This window comes from Thermaerobacter sp. PB12/4term (assembly GCF_003403315.2).
Taxonomy (GTDB): Bacteria; Bacillota; Sulfobacillia; order Thermaerobacterales; family Thermaerobacteraceae; genus Thermaerobacter.
The window spans coordinates 2,237,064-2,256,876 of record NZ_CP048407.1; the positions used below are offsets into that span (position 1 = coordinate 2,237,064).

General features: G+C 75.3%; 10 protein-coding genes. All 10 read left to right on the top strand.

Going from position 1 to position 19,813, the window contains the following annotated elements:
* Window positions 1–199: 199 nt before the first annotated feature.
* The 10 genes from DYI95_RS09335 to DYI95_RS09380 all read left to right on the top strand — a co-directional run bounded on the left by DYI95_RS09335 (window position 200) and on the right by DYI95_RS09380 (window position 19,798).
* Window positions 200–2,101: an amidohydrolase gene (locus DYI95_RS09335; RefSeq protein WP_116900069.1), complete on the top strand. Its 1,902-nt coding sequence runs from the start codon at window positions 200–202 to the stop codon at window positions 2,099–2,101.
* A gap of 312 nt (window positions 2,102–2,413) precedes the next feature.
* A complete protein-coding gene (locus DYI95_RS09340; RefSeq protein WP_116900068.1) occupies window positions 2,414–5,398 on the top strand; it encodes a hypothetical protein in 2,985 nt (994 codons plus the stop codon).
* On the top strand, window positions 5,395–6,702 hold the full coding sequence (locus tag DYI95_RS09345) for an ABC transporter ATP-binding protein (protein WP_116900067.1): 1,308 nt from the start codon (window positions 5,395–5,397) through the stop codon (window positions 6,700–6,702). Before DYI95_RS09340 ends, DYI95_RS09345 begins: the two co-directional genes overlap by 4 nt.
* On the top strand, window positions 6,692–7,714 hold the full coding sequence (locus DYI95_RS09350; RefSeq protein ID WP_116900066.1) for an ABC transporter permease: 1,023 nt from the start codon (window positions 6,692–6,694) through the stop codon (window positions 7,712–7,714). The genes DYI95_RS09345 and DYI95_RS09350 overlap by 11 nt, the downstream gene beginning before the upstream one ends.
* Window positions 7,715–7,834: 120 nt before the next feature.
* Window positions 7,835–9,823: a hypothetical protein gene (locus tag DYI95_RS09355; RefSeq protein ID WP_116900065.1), complete on the top strand. Its 1,989-nt coding sequence runs from the start codon at window positions 7,835–7,837 to the stop codon at window positions 9,821–9,823.
* Between the two features lie 182 nt (window positions 9,824–10,005).
* Complete coding sequence (locus DYI95_RS09360; RefSeq protein WP_116900064.1) at window positions 10,006–11,220, top strand: MoxR family ATPase; 1,215 nt, start codon at window positions 10,006–10,008, stop codon at window positions 11,218–11,220.
* Window positions 11,189–12,277, top strand: a complete 1,089-nt coding sequence (locus DYI95_RS13120; protein WP_116900063.1) for a DUF58 domain-containing protein — start codon at window positions 11,189–11,191, stop codon at window positions 12,275–12,277. Before DYI95_RS09360 ends, DYI95_RS13120 begins: the two co-directional genes overlap by 32 nt.
* A 115-nt stretch (window positions 12,278–12,392) precedes the next feature.
* On the top strand, window positions 12,393–14,954 hold the full coding sequence (locus tag DYI95_RS09370; protein ID WP_116900062.1) for a BatA domain-containing protein: 2,562 nt from the start codon (window positions 12,393–12,395) through the stop codon (window positions 14,952–14,954).
* Complete coding sequence (locus DYI95_RS09375) at window positions 14,944–18,198, top strand: VWA domain-containing protein (RefSeq protein ID WP_116900061.1); 3,255 nt, start codon at window positions 14,944–14,946, stop codon at window positions 18,196–18,198. The genes DYI95_RS09370 and DYI95_RS09375 overlap by 11 nt, the downstream gene beginning before the upstream one ends.
* A gap of 232 nt (window positions 18,199–18,430) precedes the next feature.
* On the top strand, window positions 18,431–19,798 hold the full coding sequence (locus DYI95_RS09380; RefSeq protein ID WP_371731870.1) for an MFS transporter: 1,368 nt from the start codon (window positions 18,431–18,433) through the stop codon (window positions 19,796–19,798).
* Window positions 19,799–19,813: the final 15 nt, after the last annotated feature.

A 19,813-nucleotide genomic window follows, 5' to 3' on the forward strand; every position in this document is an offset into this window, starting at 1 on the left:
TGAACCCTGCAACTGCCCATCAATGCTATCCTCGGACGGGTTTTGCTCCCGCGAAGGTAGGATCCGGCACCGCCCGGATCGCCGGTGGTCCCAGCGGCTTCAGGGATTCACGGTTCCGGTGTCGAATGTTCCTTTCCTCAGGTCCAGGTCATCAGCCCTGCACCTGTGCGCCTGATTCGGTCAGTAAAGGAGGTTGGTCATGAACCCGCCCTCAAGCGCAGGGCCATCCAGCCCCCTGCCGTCTCGGGAGGCCGCGGGCCCATCCCAGCCCGTCCGGTTCTTCTACAACGGGCGCATCTTCACCGCCGACCCGGACCAGCCCGAGGCCGAAGCCATGGTCGTGGCAAACGGCCGCATCCTCTGGATCGGCCGGCAGCAGGACGCCAACCCCGGCACCGGCGTGGAACGGGTTGACCTGCAAGGTTGCCGGGTCATCCCCGGCATCATCGATGCCCACATGCATCCCCTGTTCCTTGCCGAAACCGCACAGCAGATTGCCTGCCTACCTCCGGCCGCCCATTCGCTCGACGACATCATCGAGGCCGTGCGGCGAAGGCGGGCGGAGCTAGGCCGGCTGCCCCTAGCCCCGGGTGGCCCGGGGGGAGCGGGCCGGCAAGGCCGGAACCCCGGCGGAACCGGTCTGGCAAGCCGTGGCGAAGGCCCTGGTGGGAACGGAAGCGGCCATGCCCAGGCGGCCCGGAGCCCATCCGGCGGAGAGGAGGCCGGACGGTCCGTGCCCGGATCCGGCGCCGCCGGTTCGTCCGGCACCCTGCCCTGGATCCTGGGCTGGGGTTACGACGAGGGCAAGCTGGCCGAGGGCCGAGCCCCGACCCGCTGGGATCTGGACCGGGGGGCCTCCGATGTACCCGTGGTCCTGACCCGCATCTGCTACCACGTGGTGGCGGTGAACAGCAAGGCCCTTGAGCTGGCGGGGATCACCCGCGAGACGCCGGACCCGCCGGGTGGCCGGATCGACCGGGACGAACACGGCGAGCCCACGGGCATCCTGCGGGAGTCGGCCCGGTACCTGGTCCTGGACCGCATCCCCACCCCGCCCCCCGCGGCGTGGGCCCAGATGCTGGCCAACCTCAGTCCCTTCCTCTTCGCCCGGGGGATTACCGGGATCACCGACATGATGGCCCGGCGCCGGCCGGTCGACGACCTGGCCCTTTACCGGGACGCCCACGCCCGCGGCTTGCGGCAGCGGGTGGTGCTCTACTACCTGTGGGAGCACCTCCGCGATGAGCCTCCCTCCGCCCTCCGGCCCGAGGCGCTGCCAGGGCCCGGCCAGCCGGTGGCCGTCGGCGGCATCAAGGTCTTTGCCGACGGCAGCATCTCCGGCCGCACCGCGTGGGTCGACCCGCCCTTCAGCTCCCCGGGCGCCCCCTCCCCCGAGGATTCCGGCCTGGCCATGACCACCGCGGCCGAGCTTCTGGAGGCGGCAACTGCCGCCCGGCGGCTCGGGGTGCAGCTGGCCGTCCACGCCATGGGCAACCGGGCCATCGACCTGGTGGTGAACAGCCTGGCCCGCCTGCCGGGCCGGCTGGACGGCCCGGGCTGGCTGGACGGCAGCCCCTCCATCCGCTTGGAGCACGCCACCCTGGCATCCCCCGCGGCCATGGCGGAAGCCGCCCGGGCGGGCATCGCCTTCGTCCCCCAGCCCATCTTCCTGTTCGCGGAGGTCGAAAGCTACCTGAACAACCTGGGCCCGGAACGGGCGTCGCGGGCCTACGCCCTGCGGTCCATGCTGGCCGCCGGGGTGCAGGTGGCGCTGTCATCGGACGCCCCGGCCACCTCCTGGGCCGACCCGGCCAGCCCCTTTGCCAACCTCAAGATGGCCGTCACCCGGCGGGCATCCAACGGGATGGTGCTGGGTCCGGACGAGGCGATCCCCCTGGATGTGGCCCTGACCCTGTATACCCGGGAGGCGGCCCGGGTCACCCGGATGCCCGGCACCGGCCAGCTCAAAGCCGGCTTTGCGGCGGATTTCGTGGTCCTGGATCGGGACGTGCTGGCGGCCGGACCGGACACCGCGGCGGAGCTCGACGCGGTACGGGTGCTGGCCACGTATCTGGACGGAGAGCGGGTCTACGAGGCTTAGCCGGCGGCCCAGGCGGTGTTGCATCTGCGCCCGCATGAAGCCGGCAACCGGTGGGGAGGCGGGAACGGGTGACGGCGCCCGCCGTCTATCAAGAGGGGTGACGCGGAGGGTGACGCGAAGCTGGTCGCACCCGTGCCCTCCCGGGCAGGCGCCGTGCATCCCGCGCCGTGCCTTACGCGAAGTCAGCCGCAAGAAGTCACCCTGAACCCTTACAGGATTTGGAGCACTGGAAGGCGAACGGCAGAGTGGCGCGGCCGGCCGCCTGCGCCGGCGGCCAGCCAGCAACCAGCAGAGGGAAGGCCGGAGGGGGCGATGGACCTGGGGTTGAACAAGCCGAACAAGCGGGGCCAGCACGCCGGTTCCCTCCCGCGGCGGCGACGGGTCCGGGCGGTACTGGCGGTCTTGTTGGCGATGCTGACCGCGCTGCTCGTGAACGTCGCCTTTGCACTGGCGCCGGCAGGCACCGGTTCCTGGCCACCCAGGGTTGAAGCAGCCACTCCCGGCGGTCCGGCCTCGTCCGGCAACGAACCCCGGCTGGAGGTGGCCGCCGGTTACGGCCGGCAACCGGCGGGCGGCCCGTGGGTGCCCGCCCAGGTCTCCATCACCCACCCGGGTCCGGAAACCTTCCGGGGCACCCTGGAGATCGCGGGGGTGGTTGTCGCCCCTTCCTTCGGCTCGCCCGCATCGCCCGTGGCCATCCCGCCCGGCCGGGGCAGGGCCTTCGTCGATGCCATCCGCTGGCGGCAGCCCGTGGAGGTTCCCGCCGGAGCCACCCGCACGGTGATCGTCCCCGTGGCCATCGGCCCCCGGGAAACCCCCGTGATGGGTCTCGACGTCCGGCTGCGGGACGAACGCGGCCAGGTCGTGGCCCTGGCCCCCCTACCCGTGGGTCGCGGCCGGTTTTCCGACGTCCTCATCGCTCTCCTGGCCGAGCGTGACATCCCGTATCTGGGCGCCCTTCCCGCGCCCCGGGGCGGCTCGGCCAGCGTGGAGCGCCTCGACCCGCAGCTGGCCCCCCGTACCACGGTGGGCTGGGCCAATTTCGACCTGGTGGTGGTCGATGGCGCCGCGGCCCTGCGCCGGCTGGACGGGGACCAGCGGAACGCCCTGGCCACCTGGGTCCAGCTGGGCGGAACGCTGCTGGTGGGAACAGGCCCCGATGCCACCGCCGTGGCGGACCTGCTGGGCCCCCGGGTCTTTCCATGGGAGGTGGCGGGGAGCACCACCACCAGCCCCCTCGATGAGGCCGTCATGTGGGCTCGGGTGATCGACCCCAGGACCCCGGCCCCGCCGGCCGATACCCCGGTGGTGGCCGCCCGGCTCCGGCCTGCCGGGGCGGGCCATGCCGGCAGCGCGGCCAGCGCCGGCTCGGCCCCCCTGGGATCCATCGCCCGGGTGGGCTTCGGCCGGGTTTACGCCTGGTCGACCCGGCTCGACGCCGAGCCCTGGCTCAGCTGGCCGGGGACCCCGAACGCCCTGGCCAGCTGGCTGGGAAGCGACCTGACCCCGCCCTCCACCCGGCTGGCCACGTCCGTCGCGGCCCAGGTGGGCATGGGGATGATGACGCCGGGGTCATCACGGGCGCCGGCGCCGGTCGACATGCCCACCACGCTGGACGCCGGCGGGTACCGGTTCCTGGTGCAGGCGCTGCTGCGCGCCCTCGGATCCCACCAGGCTCCCTGGCAGCTGGTGGAACTCTGGCGCAGCGGCGCCCAGGATCTGCCGGGATTGCAGTTCCCCTCGACGGCGGTGCTGATCGGCGGGGTGATTGCCTACCTCCTTCTCATCGGTCCCGTCACCTTCCGGTGGCTGGGGCGGAAGCGACGCCGCCCCTGGGCCTGGGTGGTGGTCCCCGCCCTGGCCCTGCTGGTCATCGGGGCGTCGTACGCCAGCGGTGCCGTGGCAGGCCGCGGGGTCCCCCATACCGGGGCCGGGTTCCTCCTTCTGGACGAAACCGGCACCCGCGGGGTCTGGGCGGGGATGGTCTCCGCCTACCGCCCCGGCGGCAGGGCCCGGCTGATCCTGCGCAACGGGACCCTGGTCACCGCACCTGATGCCGGCATGGGGTTTGGCCCCTTCGACCGGCCGGCGGACAACCGCACCCTCGAGGCGGAGGTCACCCCACGGGGACTGGAGGTGACGTGGCCCGCCTCGGCCGGACAGGTGATCCCCGTGGCAGCCCACCTGGATCTGCAGCTCGATGCCGGAAGCCCGGCGGGAGGGCTGGTAGCCCGGTGGTTCCCCACCGGAGACGGCCGCTGGCGCGTGGAGGTCACCAACGGGCTTGGGGTGCGGCTTTCGGGGGTGCTGCTGTTGCAGGGGGGCGGGGTGGTGGCGCGCTTCGGCGACCTGGACCCGGGCGAGCAGGCGGTGCAGGAGGTCCGGGTCTTCGACCGGCCGTCCACCCCCTCGAGCAGCCTGGTGCCGGGCAGCCTCGGCAGCGGCGTGCCTGGTGGCGGCTTGGCTGGCGCGGGAACGGTTTTCAGGGCGGACATCGCCACCCTGCGCCAGCGGGCCCGCCTTGAACAGGCCCTGGAATCGCTGTTGCCTGCCGTCGCTGGCGACGCCGTGCTGGTGGCGGGTATCCAGGGGACTCCTGTGGTGGCCGGTCGCACCGGGGGCGCGGTGCCGCCCTCACCCCCCGGGACGGGGGGATCCGGGGCGGGGGGATCCGAGGCCATCCCGCCCTCCCAGTGGGATCCCAACGGCTACACGCTGCTCCTGGCACCGGTCACCGCACCCGGCCTGGACACCGAGGCACCGGCCGCGCCCCAGGCGGGTGGGCCCGGAGGACCCGGCACCAGCCCGGCCACCGAAAGACCGCTGCCGGCCTTCACCGCCAGCAACGCCATCTGGCCGGCCATGACGCGGTTGCTGCGGGCCAGCGAGGTCTTCGTGCCGGATCCCGATACCGTTCGGCTACGCTCGGGCGAGGCGGTGATGGAGTGGCGGCCACCGGCGGCCGTCACCGCGGCTGCCCGCCGGCTGGCGATCGAGCTGCAGTACCGTGGCAGGTTCTCCGCCCCGCCGGCTTCGGCGCAGGTGGCCGTGGACGTTTACGACTTCAGCGCCGGCCGGTGGGTACCAGTCAAGGCCTTTCAGGGTGGCCTGGCCCCCGACGCCCCATCCTGGGTGGCCAGCGGTGTCACGGTGACCGGCGATCAGGTGGTGGTCGAGGGTGAAGCCCTGCACCGCTTCCTCCCGCCCGGGGGCCGCCTGCTGGTTCGCTTGTCCGGCCCGCAGGGTGAGGAGATGGTCCTGGGCCGGCCGGTCCTCTCGCTGGAGGTGAGCCCGTGAGCACCCAGGAAGCGCCGCGGCGGCACGGTCCGCAGGACGTCAAGGCCGGTGGGGGCGAGACCGGTGGGAGGGATGGCCGCGGCGAGCCCGGTCCCATCGGGGCCCACAGCCACGAGGCCGGCAGCAGCGAGCCTGCCATCGTCACCCGCCGCCTGCGCCGGCTGTACGGCCGGGTCGAGGCCCTGGCGGGCATCGACATGGTGGTGCCCCAGGGGGCGATCTACGGGTTCATCGGTCCCAACGGCGCCGGCAAGACCACCTGCCTCCGCATCCTGGCCGGCCTGCTCGACCCTTCGGGCGGCGAGGCCCGGGTATGCGGGGTCGACGTGACCCGCCAGCGAAGCGAGCTGGCGGGCGTCATCGGCTACATGCCGGACTTCTTCGGGGTTTACGACGACCTCACCGTCACGGAGTACCTGGATTTCTACGCCGCCTGTTACGGCCTGCGGGGTCCGGCCGCCCGGCGCCGCCGCGATGCCCTGCTGGAGCTGGTCGACCTGGCGGGCAAGGCAGGCGAGCCCGTCAACGGCCTGTCCCGGGGCATGAAGCAGCGCCTGGGCCTGGCCCGCGCCCTGATCCACGACCCCCAGGTCCTTCTCCTGGACGAACCGGCCAGCGGCCTGGACCCGGCCGCCCGCATCGAGTTTCGCGAGCTCATGAAGGAGCTGGCGGCCATGGGCAAGACCCTGGTGGTCAGCTCCCACATCCTGAGCGAGCTGGCCGACTTCTGCACCCACATCGGCATCCTCCACCGGGGCCGGCTGCTGGTCTCGGGCACCATGGACCAGGTGCTGGCCGCCGTGCGGCGGCGGTCGGCCCGGTTCCACCTGCTGGTTCCGCCCCAGGACGAGCCCGAGGCCGTGGCCGCCCGGGCCCGCCAGGTCCTGGCCAGCCTGCCGGCGGTGACCCGGGTGGAGATGGAGCCCACCGGCGCGGAGGCCTCGCGGGTCGAAGGGGTGCTGGATTTCGCCGGCGGCCCGGCCACCCTGGCCACCGCCAACGCCCGGCTGGTGGAAGCGGGCCTGATGGTCAGCCACTTGGCCGAGCTGGGCGGCAGCCTGGAAGAGGCCTTCCTCTATGCCGTCGAAACCCTGGCGGGCAGCCCCGCCGGGTCCATTGGCCCCGGCGGTGGGGGTAAAGCCGGCCGCCCGGAGGGCGGGCGCGGGGAAGCCGGCGGCGGGGAGGCCGGCGGCGGGGAGGGGGCCGGCAGGCGGGCGGAACCCCTGGGGCCCGTGGCCTCAGGGGCGCGGAGCTGGCGGCCTTGGCGACGGCGTGGAAGGGGAGGTGGCGGCAGTGCCCGCTAAGGAGGCGGCCTGGCGAGTCAAGGAAGCGGCCTGGCGAGAGGCGCTGCGCCAGAAACTGGGCGGTCTCCTGGCACCCACCCCGCTGAACCCCATCATCGAGCTGGAGTTCCGGGCCCGGATGCGCCGCAGCCGGACGGTGGTCCTCCTGGTGGCCTACGTGGCCGTGGTGGCGGCCGTGTTCGTCCTGGGCGTGGTGCTGTCGGGCATCAACCGGGCCAGCGGGCTCCACGCCAGCCCCTATGAGGTCAGCTGGCTGCTCTTCCAGGCGATGATGCTGGCGGAACTGGTGCTCACCGGCGCCGTGGCCGGGGCTTCGGGCGCCGGCGCCATCAGCGGCGAGCGGGAGCGGCAGACCCTGGACGTGCTCCTGACGACCCGGCTGCCCGCGTGGCGCATCATGACCGGCAAGCTGGTGGCCGCCGTCGCCCTCTCCCTCTGGCTGGTGGTGGCCTCCTTTCCCGTCTTCCTGCCCTTGTTCCGGTTCAATGCGGTGGATCCCGGCACGCTGCTGAAGGTCGGCGCGGTGTTCGCCGCCAGCGGCCTGGCCTGGGCCGCCCTGGGCCTGTTCTTCTCCACCCTGTTCCGCCGGACCATCCCGGCGGTCATCGCCACGTACGCCACGGCCTCCGGCTGGGTCATCCTGACCCTGATCAGCCGGACCCTGCTCAACGCCCTGCGCCAGGGGCCGCCCTACGGCCCGCTCCCTCCCCAGCCCGTGGGCCCGCTGGCCGTGGAGGTGGCCAGCCCGGTGCTGGCGCTGCTCTACGCCATGCGCTCGCCCTTCCTCGAAGCCTGGAACTGGATTGCCGGCAGCATCGCCGTGCCGCCTTCCCCGTCGCCGGTGGCCCCCTTGACGCCGGCACACAACCGGCTGACGGTGGCCGCTCGAGTGGCGGCCCACCTGGGGGCCGATGGCTACTTCTGGCTTTATGTCGCCATTGCGCTGCTCGTGACCTTCGTCCTGACGGCGGCCGCAACCCTCTTGCTGAACCGCCGCCGGGCGGAAGGCTGAGGCCGCGGGAAGGGAAGGAAGGGGAAGGAAGGGGCAGGCAAGGCGAGGGAAGGGAAGCCGAGTCAAGGGGAGGGGGTCGGGCCGGTGGAGGATCACCCCCCTGCAAGGGAGCATGGCGCCATGAGGTTCCGCCGCCGCACCGGACCCGGAGCGGCAGCCAACATCCGCCCGGAAGAGGACCGGCAGGCAGGGGGCGGCTCGCAGCGGGGCGACCGCAGCGGGCACCGACGGGGCTTGCGCGGGTCGGGTTCGCACGGGACCCGCGCCGCCCCCGGCGTGGCGGGCAGCATCCGGGAGCAGCCCCAGGGGCTGCCCAGCGAGACGGCCGGGGAGGGGGCGGGTGCCCAGATCCGCTCTGCCCTGGCGCCCTGGCGGAGACGGCTGCGGCGCCGGCACTTCCTGGCCCACGGCCTGGCCGGCCTGGTCCTGGCCGCCGGGCTGGCGCTGCCGGCGCTGGTGACGGACCGCTGGCTCGTCGACCCGGTGGGCCGCACCACCGCCCTCGCCGTGGCCGCCCTCACCTTGGCCGCCGCGGCCGTGCGGGCCTGGATCACCACACCGGGCTGGACCGAAGCCGCCCGGGCGGCGGATGCCGCAGCCAACCTGGGGGAGCAGGCCCTGACGGCCCTGCACCCCGATCCCCTGGTGCCGGCCGCCATGACCCTTCTGCAGCGCCGGCGGGCCCTGGCTGCCCTGCGACAAGCCGACCCTCGGCACCTGCCCGTCGCCCCCCGGCGCTGGCGGCGATGGGCGGCGGTGGCCCTGCTGGCGCTGGCTGCGGACGCTGCCCTCTGGCTGGCCCCTCACCCCCTGGCCCCGGCCCGCGCCCAGCGGGCCCAGTGGCGGGCCGAGCTGGCCCGCCTGGAAAGGCAGGTCAAGGCCCTTGAGGAAAGCCTTCCCGCCACCGTGAACCCACCGGGGGAGGAACCCGGCACCCCGGCCCCCGCGGGCGCCGGGACCCGCCCGCCGGAGGACCGGCCGCAGGCCGGCGGCGAGGAGGACGCGGATGGCGCCCCCTCCCCCTCGGGCGCCAGTCTCCGCGGGCCGGAACCGGAGGGGCCCGATCCCGGCGGCCCGCCTGGCCGCCAGCCCGGAGGTTCCCGGGAGCAGGCGGCCGCCGGCGGATCCCGCGGCAGCCGGCCGGCCGGGGCACCCAGAGGGGGGACGGGGGAAGGTTCCGCATCATCCCCGGTCGATAACGCCTTGTCGGGAGCCCTGCACACCCTGGCCCGGCAGCTGCAGGAGGCTCGAGCCAGCCTGGATCCTGCGGCCCTGGCCCAGGCGGCCGCAACCGCCCAGCGGGCAGCCGACCTGGCCCGGGCCGCCGCGGCGGCCGCACCGGAAACCCGGCTCCCGGCGCCGGCGACGCCAGGGGAGACACGAACGCCGGGGGCGGCAGAAACGGCGGGCGTCACGGGAGGCGCTGCCCAGGAGGCGGCCGCCGGGCTGCAGGCACTGGCCAGCCAACTCTCCACGCTGGCCGGGGGATTGGAGGTTCTGGCCGGGCAGGTGGCCCTGGCCGGCCTCGCCCGGGGGCGCAGCGGCCCCGGAACCGCCCCCTTCGTCCCTGGACAGGGCAGTGGTCCGGACGGCGCGGGAAGCCCGGCCGGGGGAGGGAACGGGCTGGCGTCAGGTAGCCCCCCCCGGCTCCGAACAGGGGATAGCGCCGGGAACTGCACCGGGGTCAACCCCCGGGCCCGGCGCGGGCGCCGGCGGCGGATCCGGCGGGGCGCCTGGGAGCGGGCCCGGCGGCGGTGGCGCGGCCCAGGGAGCCGGCGGTGCAGGGTGGGGCCGGGGCACCACCGGCTCGCCGCTGGCCGGCGGGCTGGCATCCAGCCTGCCCGGCGGCACCGTCCAGGGACTTCCGGGCGGCCAGGCGCCGGGCTCCCTCACCCTTCCCGGCTGGGCGGACGAACCCATCACCATCCAGCCGGGCCGGACCCTGCCCGCCGGCGAGTTGCAGCGCCGGTGGGCCAGCCAGGCTGCCCTGGACCTGGGCACGAGCAGCTTTCAAGACCTCTCGCCGGAGCTTCAGTGGCTCGTGCAGGCCTATTTCGGCGGCACGGGCACGGACAGCCTGCCGGGCCCGTGACCCCGGCGGGCCCGTGACCGGGAGGGGGGCCGGGTGGGCGGGGGGGCGCATGGCCCGTGACCGCAGGCGGGGCCCGGGTGACCGGGAGGCGGGCGAGCAGGACGAGGGACCCCGTCCGGCCCGTGCCCCGCGACGACGAAACACGCAGCGGAAGCAGGACGAAACCGGCGCCGCAACATCCAGACAGGGGGCGGAACGGGTGACGGATCGCGAGGACCGCGGCAGCGGGTTCAGCCCGCCGGGGCAGGGGACGCCCGGCCTGGAGGATCCCGATGTCCTGGCCCGGCGGCTGGACCGGGTGGCCGAACAACTGGAGCGGGTCCGCACCGAGCTGGAACGGGTCATCCTGGGCCAGGAAGACGTCATCCGCCAGGTGCTCTGGGCCCTTCTGGCCGGCGGCCACGTGCTCCTGGAAGGCGTGCCCGGCCTGGGCAAGACGGCCCTGGTGCGGGCCCTCGGGCGGGTGCTGGGCCTTCAGTTCTCCCGGATCCAGTTCACGCCGGACCTGATGCCCGCCGACCTGCTGGGCACCCACATCCTGGAGGAGCAGCCGGGCGGGCGCCGGGGCTGGCGGTGGGAGCCCGGCCCCATCTGGGCCCACCTGGTGCTGGCGGACGAGATCAACCGGGCGACCCCCAAGACCCAAAGTGCCCTCCTGGAAGCCATGGCCGAAGGCCAAGTCACCACCGGCGGCACCACCCGGCCGCTGCCCCGTCCCTTCTTCGTTCTGGCCACCCAGAACCCCCTGGAGATGGAGGGGACCTTTCCCCTGCCCGAGGCCCAGCTGGACCGGTTCCTGTTCAAGGTGCTGGTCCCCTACCCTGCCGAAGCCACCCTGGCCGCCATCGGGCGGCTCACCACGGGTCCGGAGCCGCCCGCGCCGGAAACGGTGGCCGAAGGCGCCGCCGAGGTGCAGGCGTGGATCAACCTCACCCGCCAGGTGCCGGTCACCGGGGAGGTGCTGGAGCGGGCCGCCCGGCTGGTGGCCATGACCCATCCCCAGCACCCGGAGGCTCCCCCTGCCGTGCGCCGGTTCGTCCGGTATGGTGCGAGTCCCCGGGGGCTGCAGGCCTTGCTGCTGGGCGCCCGGGCCCGCGCCTTGATGGACCGGCGGCTCAACGTGGCCTATGCCGACCTGGGTGCTGTCCTCTTCCCCGCCCTGCGGCACCGCCTGATCCTGACCTTCGAGGCAGAGGCCGAAGGCACCGGCGCCGAGCAGGTGCTGGCCGAGCTGGCAGCCCGGCTGGATCTTCGCACCCCCGGAGACCGGGCGGCGGAACCGGCGGGGGACGAACGGGCCCCCGCCGGGAGCCGGACGCCAGCCCACCGCCCGGTGGCTTCATCCCTCCGACCCGTCGCGGGAGATCGAGGAGACGGTGGCCATGACCGCGCCCAACCTGGACCGCTGGCTTGAGCGCCCGCTGGTGCCCCTGCTGGAGCGGCTCCAGCTGCTGGGCCAGGCCGCCGCTCCCCAGGCATGGTCGGGGCGGTACCGCGCCCGGTCCAAGGGGCGCTCGCTGGAGTACGCCGGCTTCCGGGAGTACGCGCCGGGGGACGACCCCCGCACCCTGGACTGGCAGGCCCTGGCCCGGCTGGACCGGCCCTACGTCCGGGAGTACCAGGCCGAGCGGGAGCGGGCCGTCACCCTGCTGGTCGACGGGTCCGCCTCCATGGTGGCTGGCGACAAGGGAGACACGGCCCTCGAGCTGGCCGCAGCCCTGGGGTATTGCGCCCTGCACCACGGCGACCGCCTGGAGGTGGTGCTCCTGGAGGGCCCTCGGGCCCTGGCCCTGGGCGGCGGGCGGGGGCGGGCCGCCCGCCACCGGCTGGCGGTGGCCCTGGCGGCGGCAGCCGATCGGATGGCCGGGCAGCGGGCGGCCAGGTTCCTCCAGAGCGGGCGGCCGGCTGGGGACCGGGAGGGCACGCGTGCACGCACCGGGCAGGAGGTGCCCGGGGAACCCACGGCAGCCCGGGCGGCCGGCGGTGGCCCGCCGGTGACCACCGCCCTGCGGGCGGCCTTGCAACGCTGGCAGGCGGGGCCCGGGGGAGAGCAGGCCCATCCCGGGGCCCCGGCACGGCCGGCCTGGGGCCCGCCGCGGCGCGGTAGCCTGGCCATCCTGATCAGCGACCTGCTGGACCCCGGCGGTATCGACAGCCCGGCTTACTGCCGTCAGGTGGCCGCCCTGCTGGCCGCGGCAGGCCAGGGCGCCCTGATCCACCTGCTGGACCTTGACGACCGCGTCCCGCCGCCGGGCGAGTGGACCCTGGTGGACGCGGAAACGGGCACCACCGTCGAGGTCACCGTGGACGAAAGCCTGCTGGCCCGCTACCGGCAGGCCGTCGCCCGGTGGGCGGAGGGCTGGCGCCGGGCCTGCCACGCCCAGCAGGTGCTCTACGTGGCGGTGCCGGCTCCGGCCCCCGCCCGTACCTTGATCGCCGGGCACCTGGTTCCGGCGGGGCTCCTCGGTTGACGGTGCGGCCAGCTGAACGGCCGGCCTCCGCCCGGGGCGGGGGAAGCGAGCGAGGCCAGGGCGAGGATCGGGCACGGCAAGAGGAGCGGGCACAGCAACAGGAGGGCGGTGAACCGTGCCGGGTGCGGCCGGCAGCATCTTTCTCACCACGGGCTGGGGCTGGCTCGGGCCCTTTCTGGCCCTTCTGGGAGCTGGCCTCATCGTGCTGCTTTACATGCTGCGCCGCCGGCCCCGGATCCGGCCCGTGCCTTCCACCCTGCTCTGGCAGCAGGTGGTGCGGGATCAGGTGGCCCGCCGGCCCTGGCAGCGGCTGCGGTCCCGCCTCTCCCTCTGGCTTGAGCTTCTGGCCGCCCTGGCCCTGGCCCTGACGCTGGCGCGGCCCGCCCTGCCGGGCGGCACGGTGCCGGCCCCCGGGGTGGTCTGGGTCCTCGATGCCACGGCCAGCATGGGCGTCGAAGGGCGGTGGCAGGAGGCCATCGCCCTCCTCCGCGACGATCTCCGCCGCACCGGCCCGGGGTTTCGGGGCGCGTTGCTCTGGGCCGGCCCGGTACCCGGCTGGCTGGCGGAGCCGGGAGCGACGGCGGCGGACATCGGCTCCGCCCTGGACCGGCTGGCCGCCTCCCCCTCGGGCCCGGCGGGAGGCACCACCGACTGGGGAACGGTCCTGGCCCTGGCCTACGGGGCGGCGGGGGCTCTGCCTCAAGGCAGCCCCGTGCGGGTCGTCACCGACGGCACCGACCCCGCCCTGGCCCGGGAGCTGGCAGAGCCTCCCCCGGCGTCCCAGCATCCCCTGGAGGTGGTGGTGACCGGCGAGCCGGTGGAAAACACGGCCATCCTGGCGGTGCACCTGCCGGGGCCGGGCCGGGGGAACGGCCCCGGGAACGACCTGGGGAACGGCCTGGCATCTCGAGACCCTGCCGGCAGCACCGAGCTCACCGTCACCCTGGTCCACTACGGCCGCCAGCCCGCCACCGTCACGGTGGTGGTCGAACCGGCCCCCCGCGACTCGGACTCGCCAGGCGCCGGCGGGGGGAGCCCGGACTGGCCAGATCCTCGCGAAGGTGCCGCGGGCCCGCAAAGCGGTGGCGCCGGCGGCTCGGCTTCGCCAGGCCACACCGGGAGCAGCCCGGGCTCGCCAGGCGCCAGCGGAACCGTGCCGGACGGGCCCGGCGCCAGCCGGACCGGCCCGGGAGCCTCCACTGGCTCCGGGGAGCACGTCACCGCGGCCGGTTCGTCCGGCGACGTCCCGCCGCGCACCGTCGCCTTGCAGCCCGGCCGGCCCCTGCAGGTGACCTTCAGCGTCCCCGGTGGCGCCCCCTTTTACCGGGTGGCCGTGGTTCCCGGCGATGCCTACCCCACCGACGATGTCGCCTGGGCGATCCCCGAAGCCTCGCCCACGGTGCACATCGGCCTTCTGGCCCCGGGCGAGGCGGCCCTGATCCACCGGGCCCTGGCACTGCGACCGGGCGCCCAGGTGGTCCGGCTCGTCCCCCCGGGCACGGGCACAACCGGCGGAACCGGGGAAGGGCCTCCTCCTTCCGGGCCACGGCCGGCCGGGGGCGAACCCGCTCATTCCGGCGAAGGCTCCGCTGCGGGCCAACCTGTTCCCCCCGAGGGCGGCCCGGCGGGTGCAGGCGGAAACGGAGGCGCGGGGCCACCCGTGCCCCCCGAGGGCAGCCCGGCGGCGGGTACGGAAGGAAGCGAACCCGGGGCCGCAGCAGGTGCCGCGCCCGGCACGGAAGCCGCTGCGGCCCTTCCCCTCGAGGCCGTGGCCGGGCTGGATCTGCTGGTGGTGGTGGGCCTGCCGCTGCCGCCCGGTCTTCCCGAAAGCTTGCCCGTGATCTGGATCGACCCGCCGGGCCCCTCCTTCCAGCCCCGCTCGCTGACGGTGGCTCCGGGGGGCGACGCCGCCCGGCTCCTTGGCCTGGTGCCGCTGGAAGGGGTGACCCTCCTCTCCGCCCAGGCCCTCGAGCCGGCCCGGGGCGAGCGGGGACCCGGGGAGGTCCCGCTGCTGCTGGGCGACGGCCGGCCCATCGCGACCTACCGTCCCCCCGCCCCCGGCCGGGGCGGCCGGGCCGTCCTGGGCTTCGATCCCTACCAGGGGACGCTGCTGCTCCGGCCGGCGTGGCCGCTTCTGGTCCAGTCCCTGGTGGCTGACCTGGCGCCGGGCGGGCTGGGTGCCCCGCCCCACCAGCGGGCCGGCCAGGTGCTGGCCCTGGCCCCTTCGCCCTGGCTCACGGCGGTGACCGTGCTGTCCCCTTCCGGCCGGCCCGTCCTCCCGGGCGTGCTGGACGAACCCGGCCTCTACCGCATCACCGCCCGGCCGGTGGCACCCGCCACCGGCGGTTCCGGCGGCGATCAAGCGGCGGAGGCGACCGTGGAGGCGGCCCTCTGGGTCCAGCCCGACCCCGGGGAGTCGCTGGCGGTGGCCGAAGGACCCCGGGTGGGCACGGGCCGCGTCCCCCGACCCCAGCCCGGCCGGGGGGCGGACACCGCGGTAGGACGGCAGGGAAGCGATACCCAGGCGGCCGCCCCGGCACCCGGGGACGACCCATCCGGCCCGGGTGCACTCCCCTCTCCCGGCCCCCTGGCCGGTCATCCGGCCTGGCGGTGGGCGGTCTGGCTGGCCCTGGCGGGCCTGGCCGCCGGGACGTGGGTGGTGCGGCATGAGCTTTGACCATCCCTGGATCCTGGTGCTTCTCGTGTTGCCCCTGGCCGCGGTCGTCGGCTGTCCCGGTCCGGCCCTGCAGTGGCCCGGTCAGGCCCTGGGGTGGACCGGGCCCTGGCGTCGGAGGCGGGCCATCGCCTCCCGCCCCGCTGGAGGGCCGCTCCTCCGGCTCCAGGCGCCGCGCCCCGGCCGGCTGCTGCGATCGCTGGCCATGGCCTGCCTCGTCCTGGCCCTGGCCGGGCCGTCCCTGCCCTTGCCCTCCCGCGGCCTGGCCGTGGCCGTGGTGGTCGACCGCTCGGCCAGCATGGAACCGGTCCTGGATCAGGTGACCCGGGCCGTCGACGGCCTCCTTTCCGCCGACTCCGGCACCGGCCTGGGGGGCGACCCGGTGCAGGTGGCGGTGATTTCCGCCGGCGGGGAGCCGGCCGTCGAGCGCTCCCCCGGCCCGGTGCCCCAGCCTCCCCTGACCTGGACGGCCCCGGCCCAGCGGGAGGCCACCGACCTGGCCGCCGCCCTGCGGCTGGCGGCAGCCAGCCTGCCCTCCGATCACCGGCGGCGGGTGGTGCTGATCTCCGACGGGCAGCAGACCCGGGGCGACGCGGTGGCCGAAGCCCGGGCCCTGGCGGCGGCCGGCGCCGTCCTGGACACGGTGGTGGTGAACCCGGACCCCCGGCCGGACCTGGCCGTCACCGGGCTCGACGTCCCGGCCACCGCCAGGCCGGGACGGCCCGCGGCCGTTCAGGTCACCCTTCGCGCCCACCAGGCCGGACCGGCCCGGCTGCATCTGCTGGCCGGCGACCAGGCCGTCGCCAGCCGCCCCGTCCAGCTGGCCGCAGGGGACAACCGGTTCGTCCTGACGGTCACCCCGGAGCGGCCGGGTCCCCTGCCGTTGCGGGCGGTGATCGAGGCGGTGCCGCCCTCCACCAGCACCGAGCCGGCCAACGATGCCTTCACTGCCGTTCTCCAGGTGGAAGGCGCCCGGCCTGTGCTGGTCTTGAGCCCCCACCCCGACCCTCCCCTGGCCCGCTTGCTGGCCGCCCAGGGAATCCCGGTGGAAAGCCGCCGGCCGGCCCAGCGGCCGTCGGACCTGGCCGGGTGGGGGCGTTACGGAGCGGTCATCCTCGACAACGTGCCCGCCCCCGAGCTGGGCGAGGCCGCCATGGCCGACCTGGAGCGGTTCGTCCGGGACCTGGGCGGAGGGCTGGTGATGGCGGGGATGCCCGACACCTTCGGCCCCGGAGGCTACACCGGCACCCCCGTGGAGCGTGCCCTGCCCGTCCACAGCGACCTGCGGAACCGGAAGAACCTGCCCACCGTGGCCCTGGCCCTGGTGATCGACCGCTCCGGAAGCATGGCCGGGCTCAAGCTGCAGATGGCCGTCGAGGCGGCCCGCCGGGTGGCGCAGCTGCTGACGCCGGCCGACCGCCTGGCGGTGGTCCTCTTCGACAGCCAGGCCTACGTCACCCGGCCCCTGGAGCCGGTCCGCGACCCCGGCGAGGTCGACCGCGCCTTCCCCGCCGCAGCAGAGGGCGGGACCAGCCTGGGCCGCGGCCTGGCAGCGGCCCTCCCCTTGATGGAGGGCGTCCAGGCCGACGTGCGCCACGTCATTGCCCTGACCGACGGCGTCTCGGAGCCCTTCGACGTGACCGGCCTGGCCCGCGCCTTCCGCCGCCAGGGCGTCACCCTTTCCGCCGTGGCCATCGGCCCGGACGCGGACCGGAACACCCTGGCCCAGCTGGCGCGGGAAGGGGGCGGGGCGCTGTACGAGGCCGCCGATCCCAGCCAGTTGCCCACCCTGCTGACCCGGGACACCGCCCTGACCTCCCGCCGCTTCATCCGCGACGAACCCTTTCGCCCGGTGGTCACCGCGGCACCGGCACCGGGCGGACCCGGGGCCATCCTGCAGGAGGTGGTGCCGTCCCAGGTTGCGGCTCCAGGAGATCCGGGGTCGCAAGGCGGTCCGGGGGCGCCGGGAGGTCCTGAGGCGGCTGCAGGTCCTGGGGCGCCCGGGGAGGCCGGCGGCGGGCCCCAGGCGCCGGCCGGAACGGGGGCCTTGCTACCGCCCCTGGGGGGCTATGTGCTCACCGCACCCCGGGACCGGGCGGAGGTGCTCCTGGCCAGCGAGGCCGGCGATCCCGTGCTGGGCGCCTGGTTCTACGGTCTCGGCCGGGCGGTGGCCTGGACGGCACCCACGGCAGGGCCCGGCATCGCTGCCTGGACCGGCGGCGCCGGACCGGGGGGAACGGGCCCCTTCGCCCGCCTGTGGGCCAACATCGCCGACTGGCTGTTGGAGGGAGCGGCGGGCGGCAGCGGCCCCTGGCAGGTTGCGGCCCGGGCCACGCCGGCCGGCACGGTGACGGTCACGGTGGAGGGCTCGCCGCCCTTGAGCGGCAAGGTCCGCCTCGGGGACGCGGAGGCGCTGCTGATCCCCGTCGCGGCGGGCCGCTCGGAAGCCGTGCTTCCTGCCCCGGAGCCCGGTGTCCACCCGGTGGTGGTGGAACCGGCAGCGGGAGGAACCGGCACCCTGCGCACCGTCGTGGCGGTGCCCTACCCGGCGGAGTTCCTCCAGACCGGAAGCGACCCCGTCTTGATGGAGACCCTGGCCGGCCTCACCGGGGGGCGGGCGGTGCGGCTGGAGGCATGGGATCCTCGCAGCGCGCTGGACCCCCAGGGCGTCCCAGCGCCGCCGGGCCGCTGGTTCTTGTGGCCGTACCTTCTCCTGGCCGCCGCCGTGCTGCTGCCGGCCGACGTGGCCGCCCGGCGCCTGGGCTGGACCTGGGGAAGCTTCAGGAGGATCCCGGCCGCCCTGGCCACCCTGCTGCGGCCAGGGCGGGCCCAGCAGGCGGCTCGTGACCTGCGCCAGCTTGGGGCAGACCCGCCGGGCCCGGCAAGCAGCCTGGCAGGGCATCCCGCCGCCGGCGCGGCGGGGCAGCAGCCAGGAGACGCGGCCATCGAGCCCGTCACCCTTTCCTCCCCTGCCCCGGACGAACCAGCCCCCCCAGGCCGGTCTGCCGCGGCGCACACCGCTTCAGGAGCCGCGGCGCAAACGGCTTGGCAGGCTGAAGGAACCCCGGCAAGGTCCGGTACCGCAGGGACTTCAGGCGCTCCGGGTGCCCAGCCCGTTCAAGGGTCTCCTGCACCCGCCGCGGCGCAGGATGCCGGCCTGGCCCGCCTTCGGGCCGCCCGCCAGCGTTCCCGGGCCCGCACGGCCGAGCGGGTGCGCAGGCACGTCGATCCCTCTGCCGGGCCATGACGCCGCCGCATCAAGGGGCGCGGGTGCACGGGGACACCGGAACTGACCAAAGTTTTCGGTAGGTGCTGTTGGACGAAAAGCGACTCGGTAGGTCCTGTCGGGCAAAAAGCAAAGGAGAGACCCACTAGGTTGTCCGAACGGGCCCGGCCGGTCCCCCTCTTGACCGCCCCTTCCCTGTGGGCTAAAATGGCGAACATCCGTTTGTATGTGGGAGGGCGTTCTCCCGTCCCCCATGTCCGTTCCGGCTCGCCGTTCCCAAGCCCGTGGATCAGCCGGGTCGTGGATCTCCGGCACACCCCTTCCTTTCCTGCTGGCCGCAGCGGTGGAGGGGATGGGGGGCGTGGCGGTCTACGCCTACGCGCCGGTGTTCATGCGCCAGGCCCTGGGGGAACCGCGCCTCTCGGTACCGGCCGCGGGCCTCGCCCTGGCCTCTCTGGCGACCTTCTTGATGGCCGGGCGCTGGGGGCGCTGGGGGGACCTGACGGGCCGGCCCGCGCGGCTGGTGGCCCTGGGACTGGCGGGCGCCGCCCTGGCCCTGGCCCTGCTGCCCTTGGTGCCGTCGTCGGCGGGGTTCATTGCCCTTCTGGTCGCCACCACCGCCTCCCTGTCCGCCGTGATGCCCCTGTCCGTCGCCTGGCTGACCCTGCGCCATCCCGACCGGCCAGGCGAGGCCGCGGCCGCCCTCTACCGGGCCCGGTCCGTGGGCTGGGCAGCCGGCAGCTTCGGCAGCGGCTGGCTGGCCGGCCGGGCCGGCATGGCGGGGATCGAGCTGTCCTACTGGCTGGCCGCGGGGATGGCCCTGGTGGCCGCGGCCGTGGTCAGCGGGCTGGCCTCCCGGGCCCCGGCAGCGGCGCCGGTCACCGGCGGCAGCGGCCAGGCGCCTCTCCTGGCCTTCGCCGCGGGCGAGGCCGGGCCGGAAGGGCCGGGTTCGTCCCCGGCCGACCTGCGCCGGCCTTCCCGGCCGCTGCGGGGCGCCGGCACCGTCACGCCTTCCCCGCTGCCGGCTCCGCTCCCCTCGCCGGCGGCCTCCGCGCGGCCGGTGTGGCGCTACCCCGCGGTGGTGGCCATCGCCGTGGCGGTGCTCTTTACCGCCGCGGGCAACGAGGCGTTCTTTGCCGTCTTCGGGCCGTATCTCACCGAATACCTGCACGGAAGCAGCGGCCAGGTGGGATGGGCCCTGGGGATCGCCAGCGCCCTGGGCATCCTCATCATGGCGCCGGTGGGGCGGCTGGCCGACCGCTGGGGACCGCAGCGGGTCTTCACCCTGGGCATTCTCGGGTATGTGGTGATGTACGGCTTGATCGCCGCCTTCCGCACCCCGCTGGCCACGGTGGCGGCCTTTGCCCTTCCCCTTTACCCTTTGACCGCGACCGGCGCCACCGGCATCATCAGCCGGACCATCCCCCCGGAGCGGCGGGGCGAGGGTGTGGGGGTCTACGAGGGAAGCGCGGCCCTGGCCGCATCGGTGGGAGGGGCCCTGGGCGGGCTGGTGGCCGACGCGGCCGGGCTCGGCAGCGTGCCGCTGGTGGCCCTGGCCCTGGCGCTGGCCGGCACCCTGGTGGCCTGGCGCTGGGTCGCCGGTGGAACGGGCGGGCGGTGAGCCCGGGGTGCTGGC

Excerpts from the sequence above, each read along its gene's own strand:
- DYI95_RS09335 (WP_116900069.1), top strand. The coding sequence starts at position 200 with ATGAACCCGCCCTCAAGCGCAGGGCCATCCAGCCCCCTGCCGTCTCGG.
- DYI95_RS13120 (WP_116900063.1), top strand. The coding sequence starts at position 11,189 with ATGACCGCGCCCAACCTGGACCGCTGGCTTGAGCGCCCGCTGGTGCCC.
- DYI95_RS09380 (WP_371731870.1), top strand. The coding sequence starts at position 18,431 with ATGTCCGTTCCGGCTCGCCGTTCCCAAGCCCGTGGATCAGCCGGGTCG.
- DYI95_RS09375 (WP_116900061.1), top strand. The coding sequence starts at position 14,944 with ATGAGCTTTGACCATCCCTGGATCCTGGTGCTTCTCGTGTTGCCCCTG.
- DYI95_RS09355 (WP_116900065.1), top strand. The coding sequence starts at position 7,835 with ATGAGGTTCCGCCGCCGCACCGGACCCGGAGCGGCAGCCAACATCCGC.
- DYI95_RS09340 (WP_116900068.1), top strand. The coding sequence starts at position 2,414 with ATGGACCTGGGGTTGAACAAGCCGAACAAGCGGGGCCAGCACGCCGGT.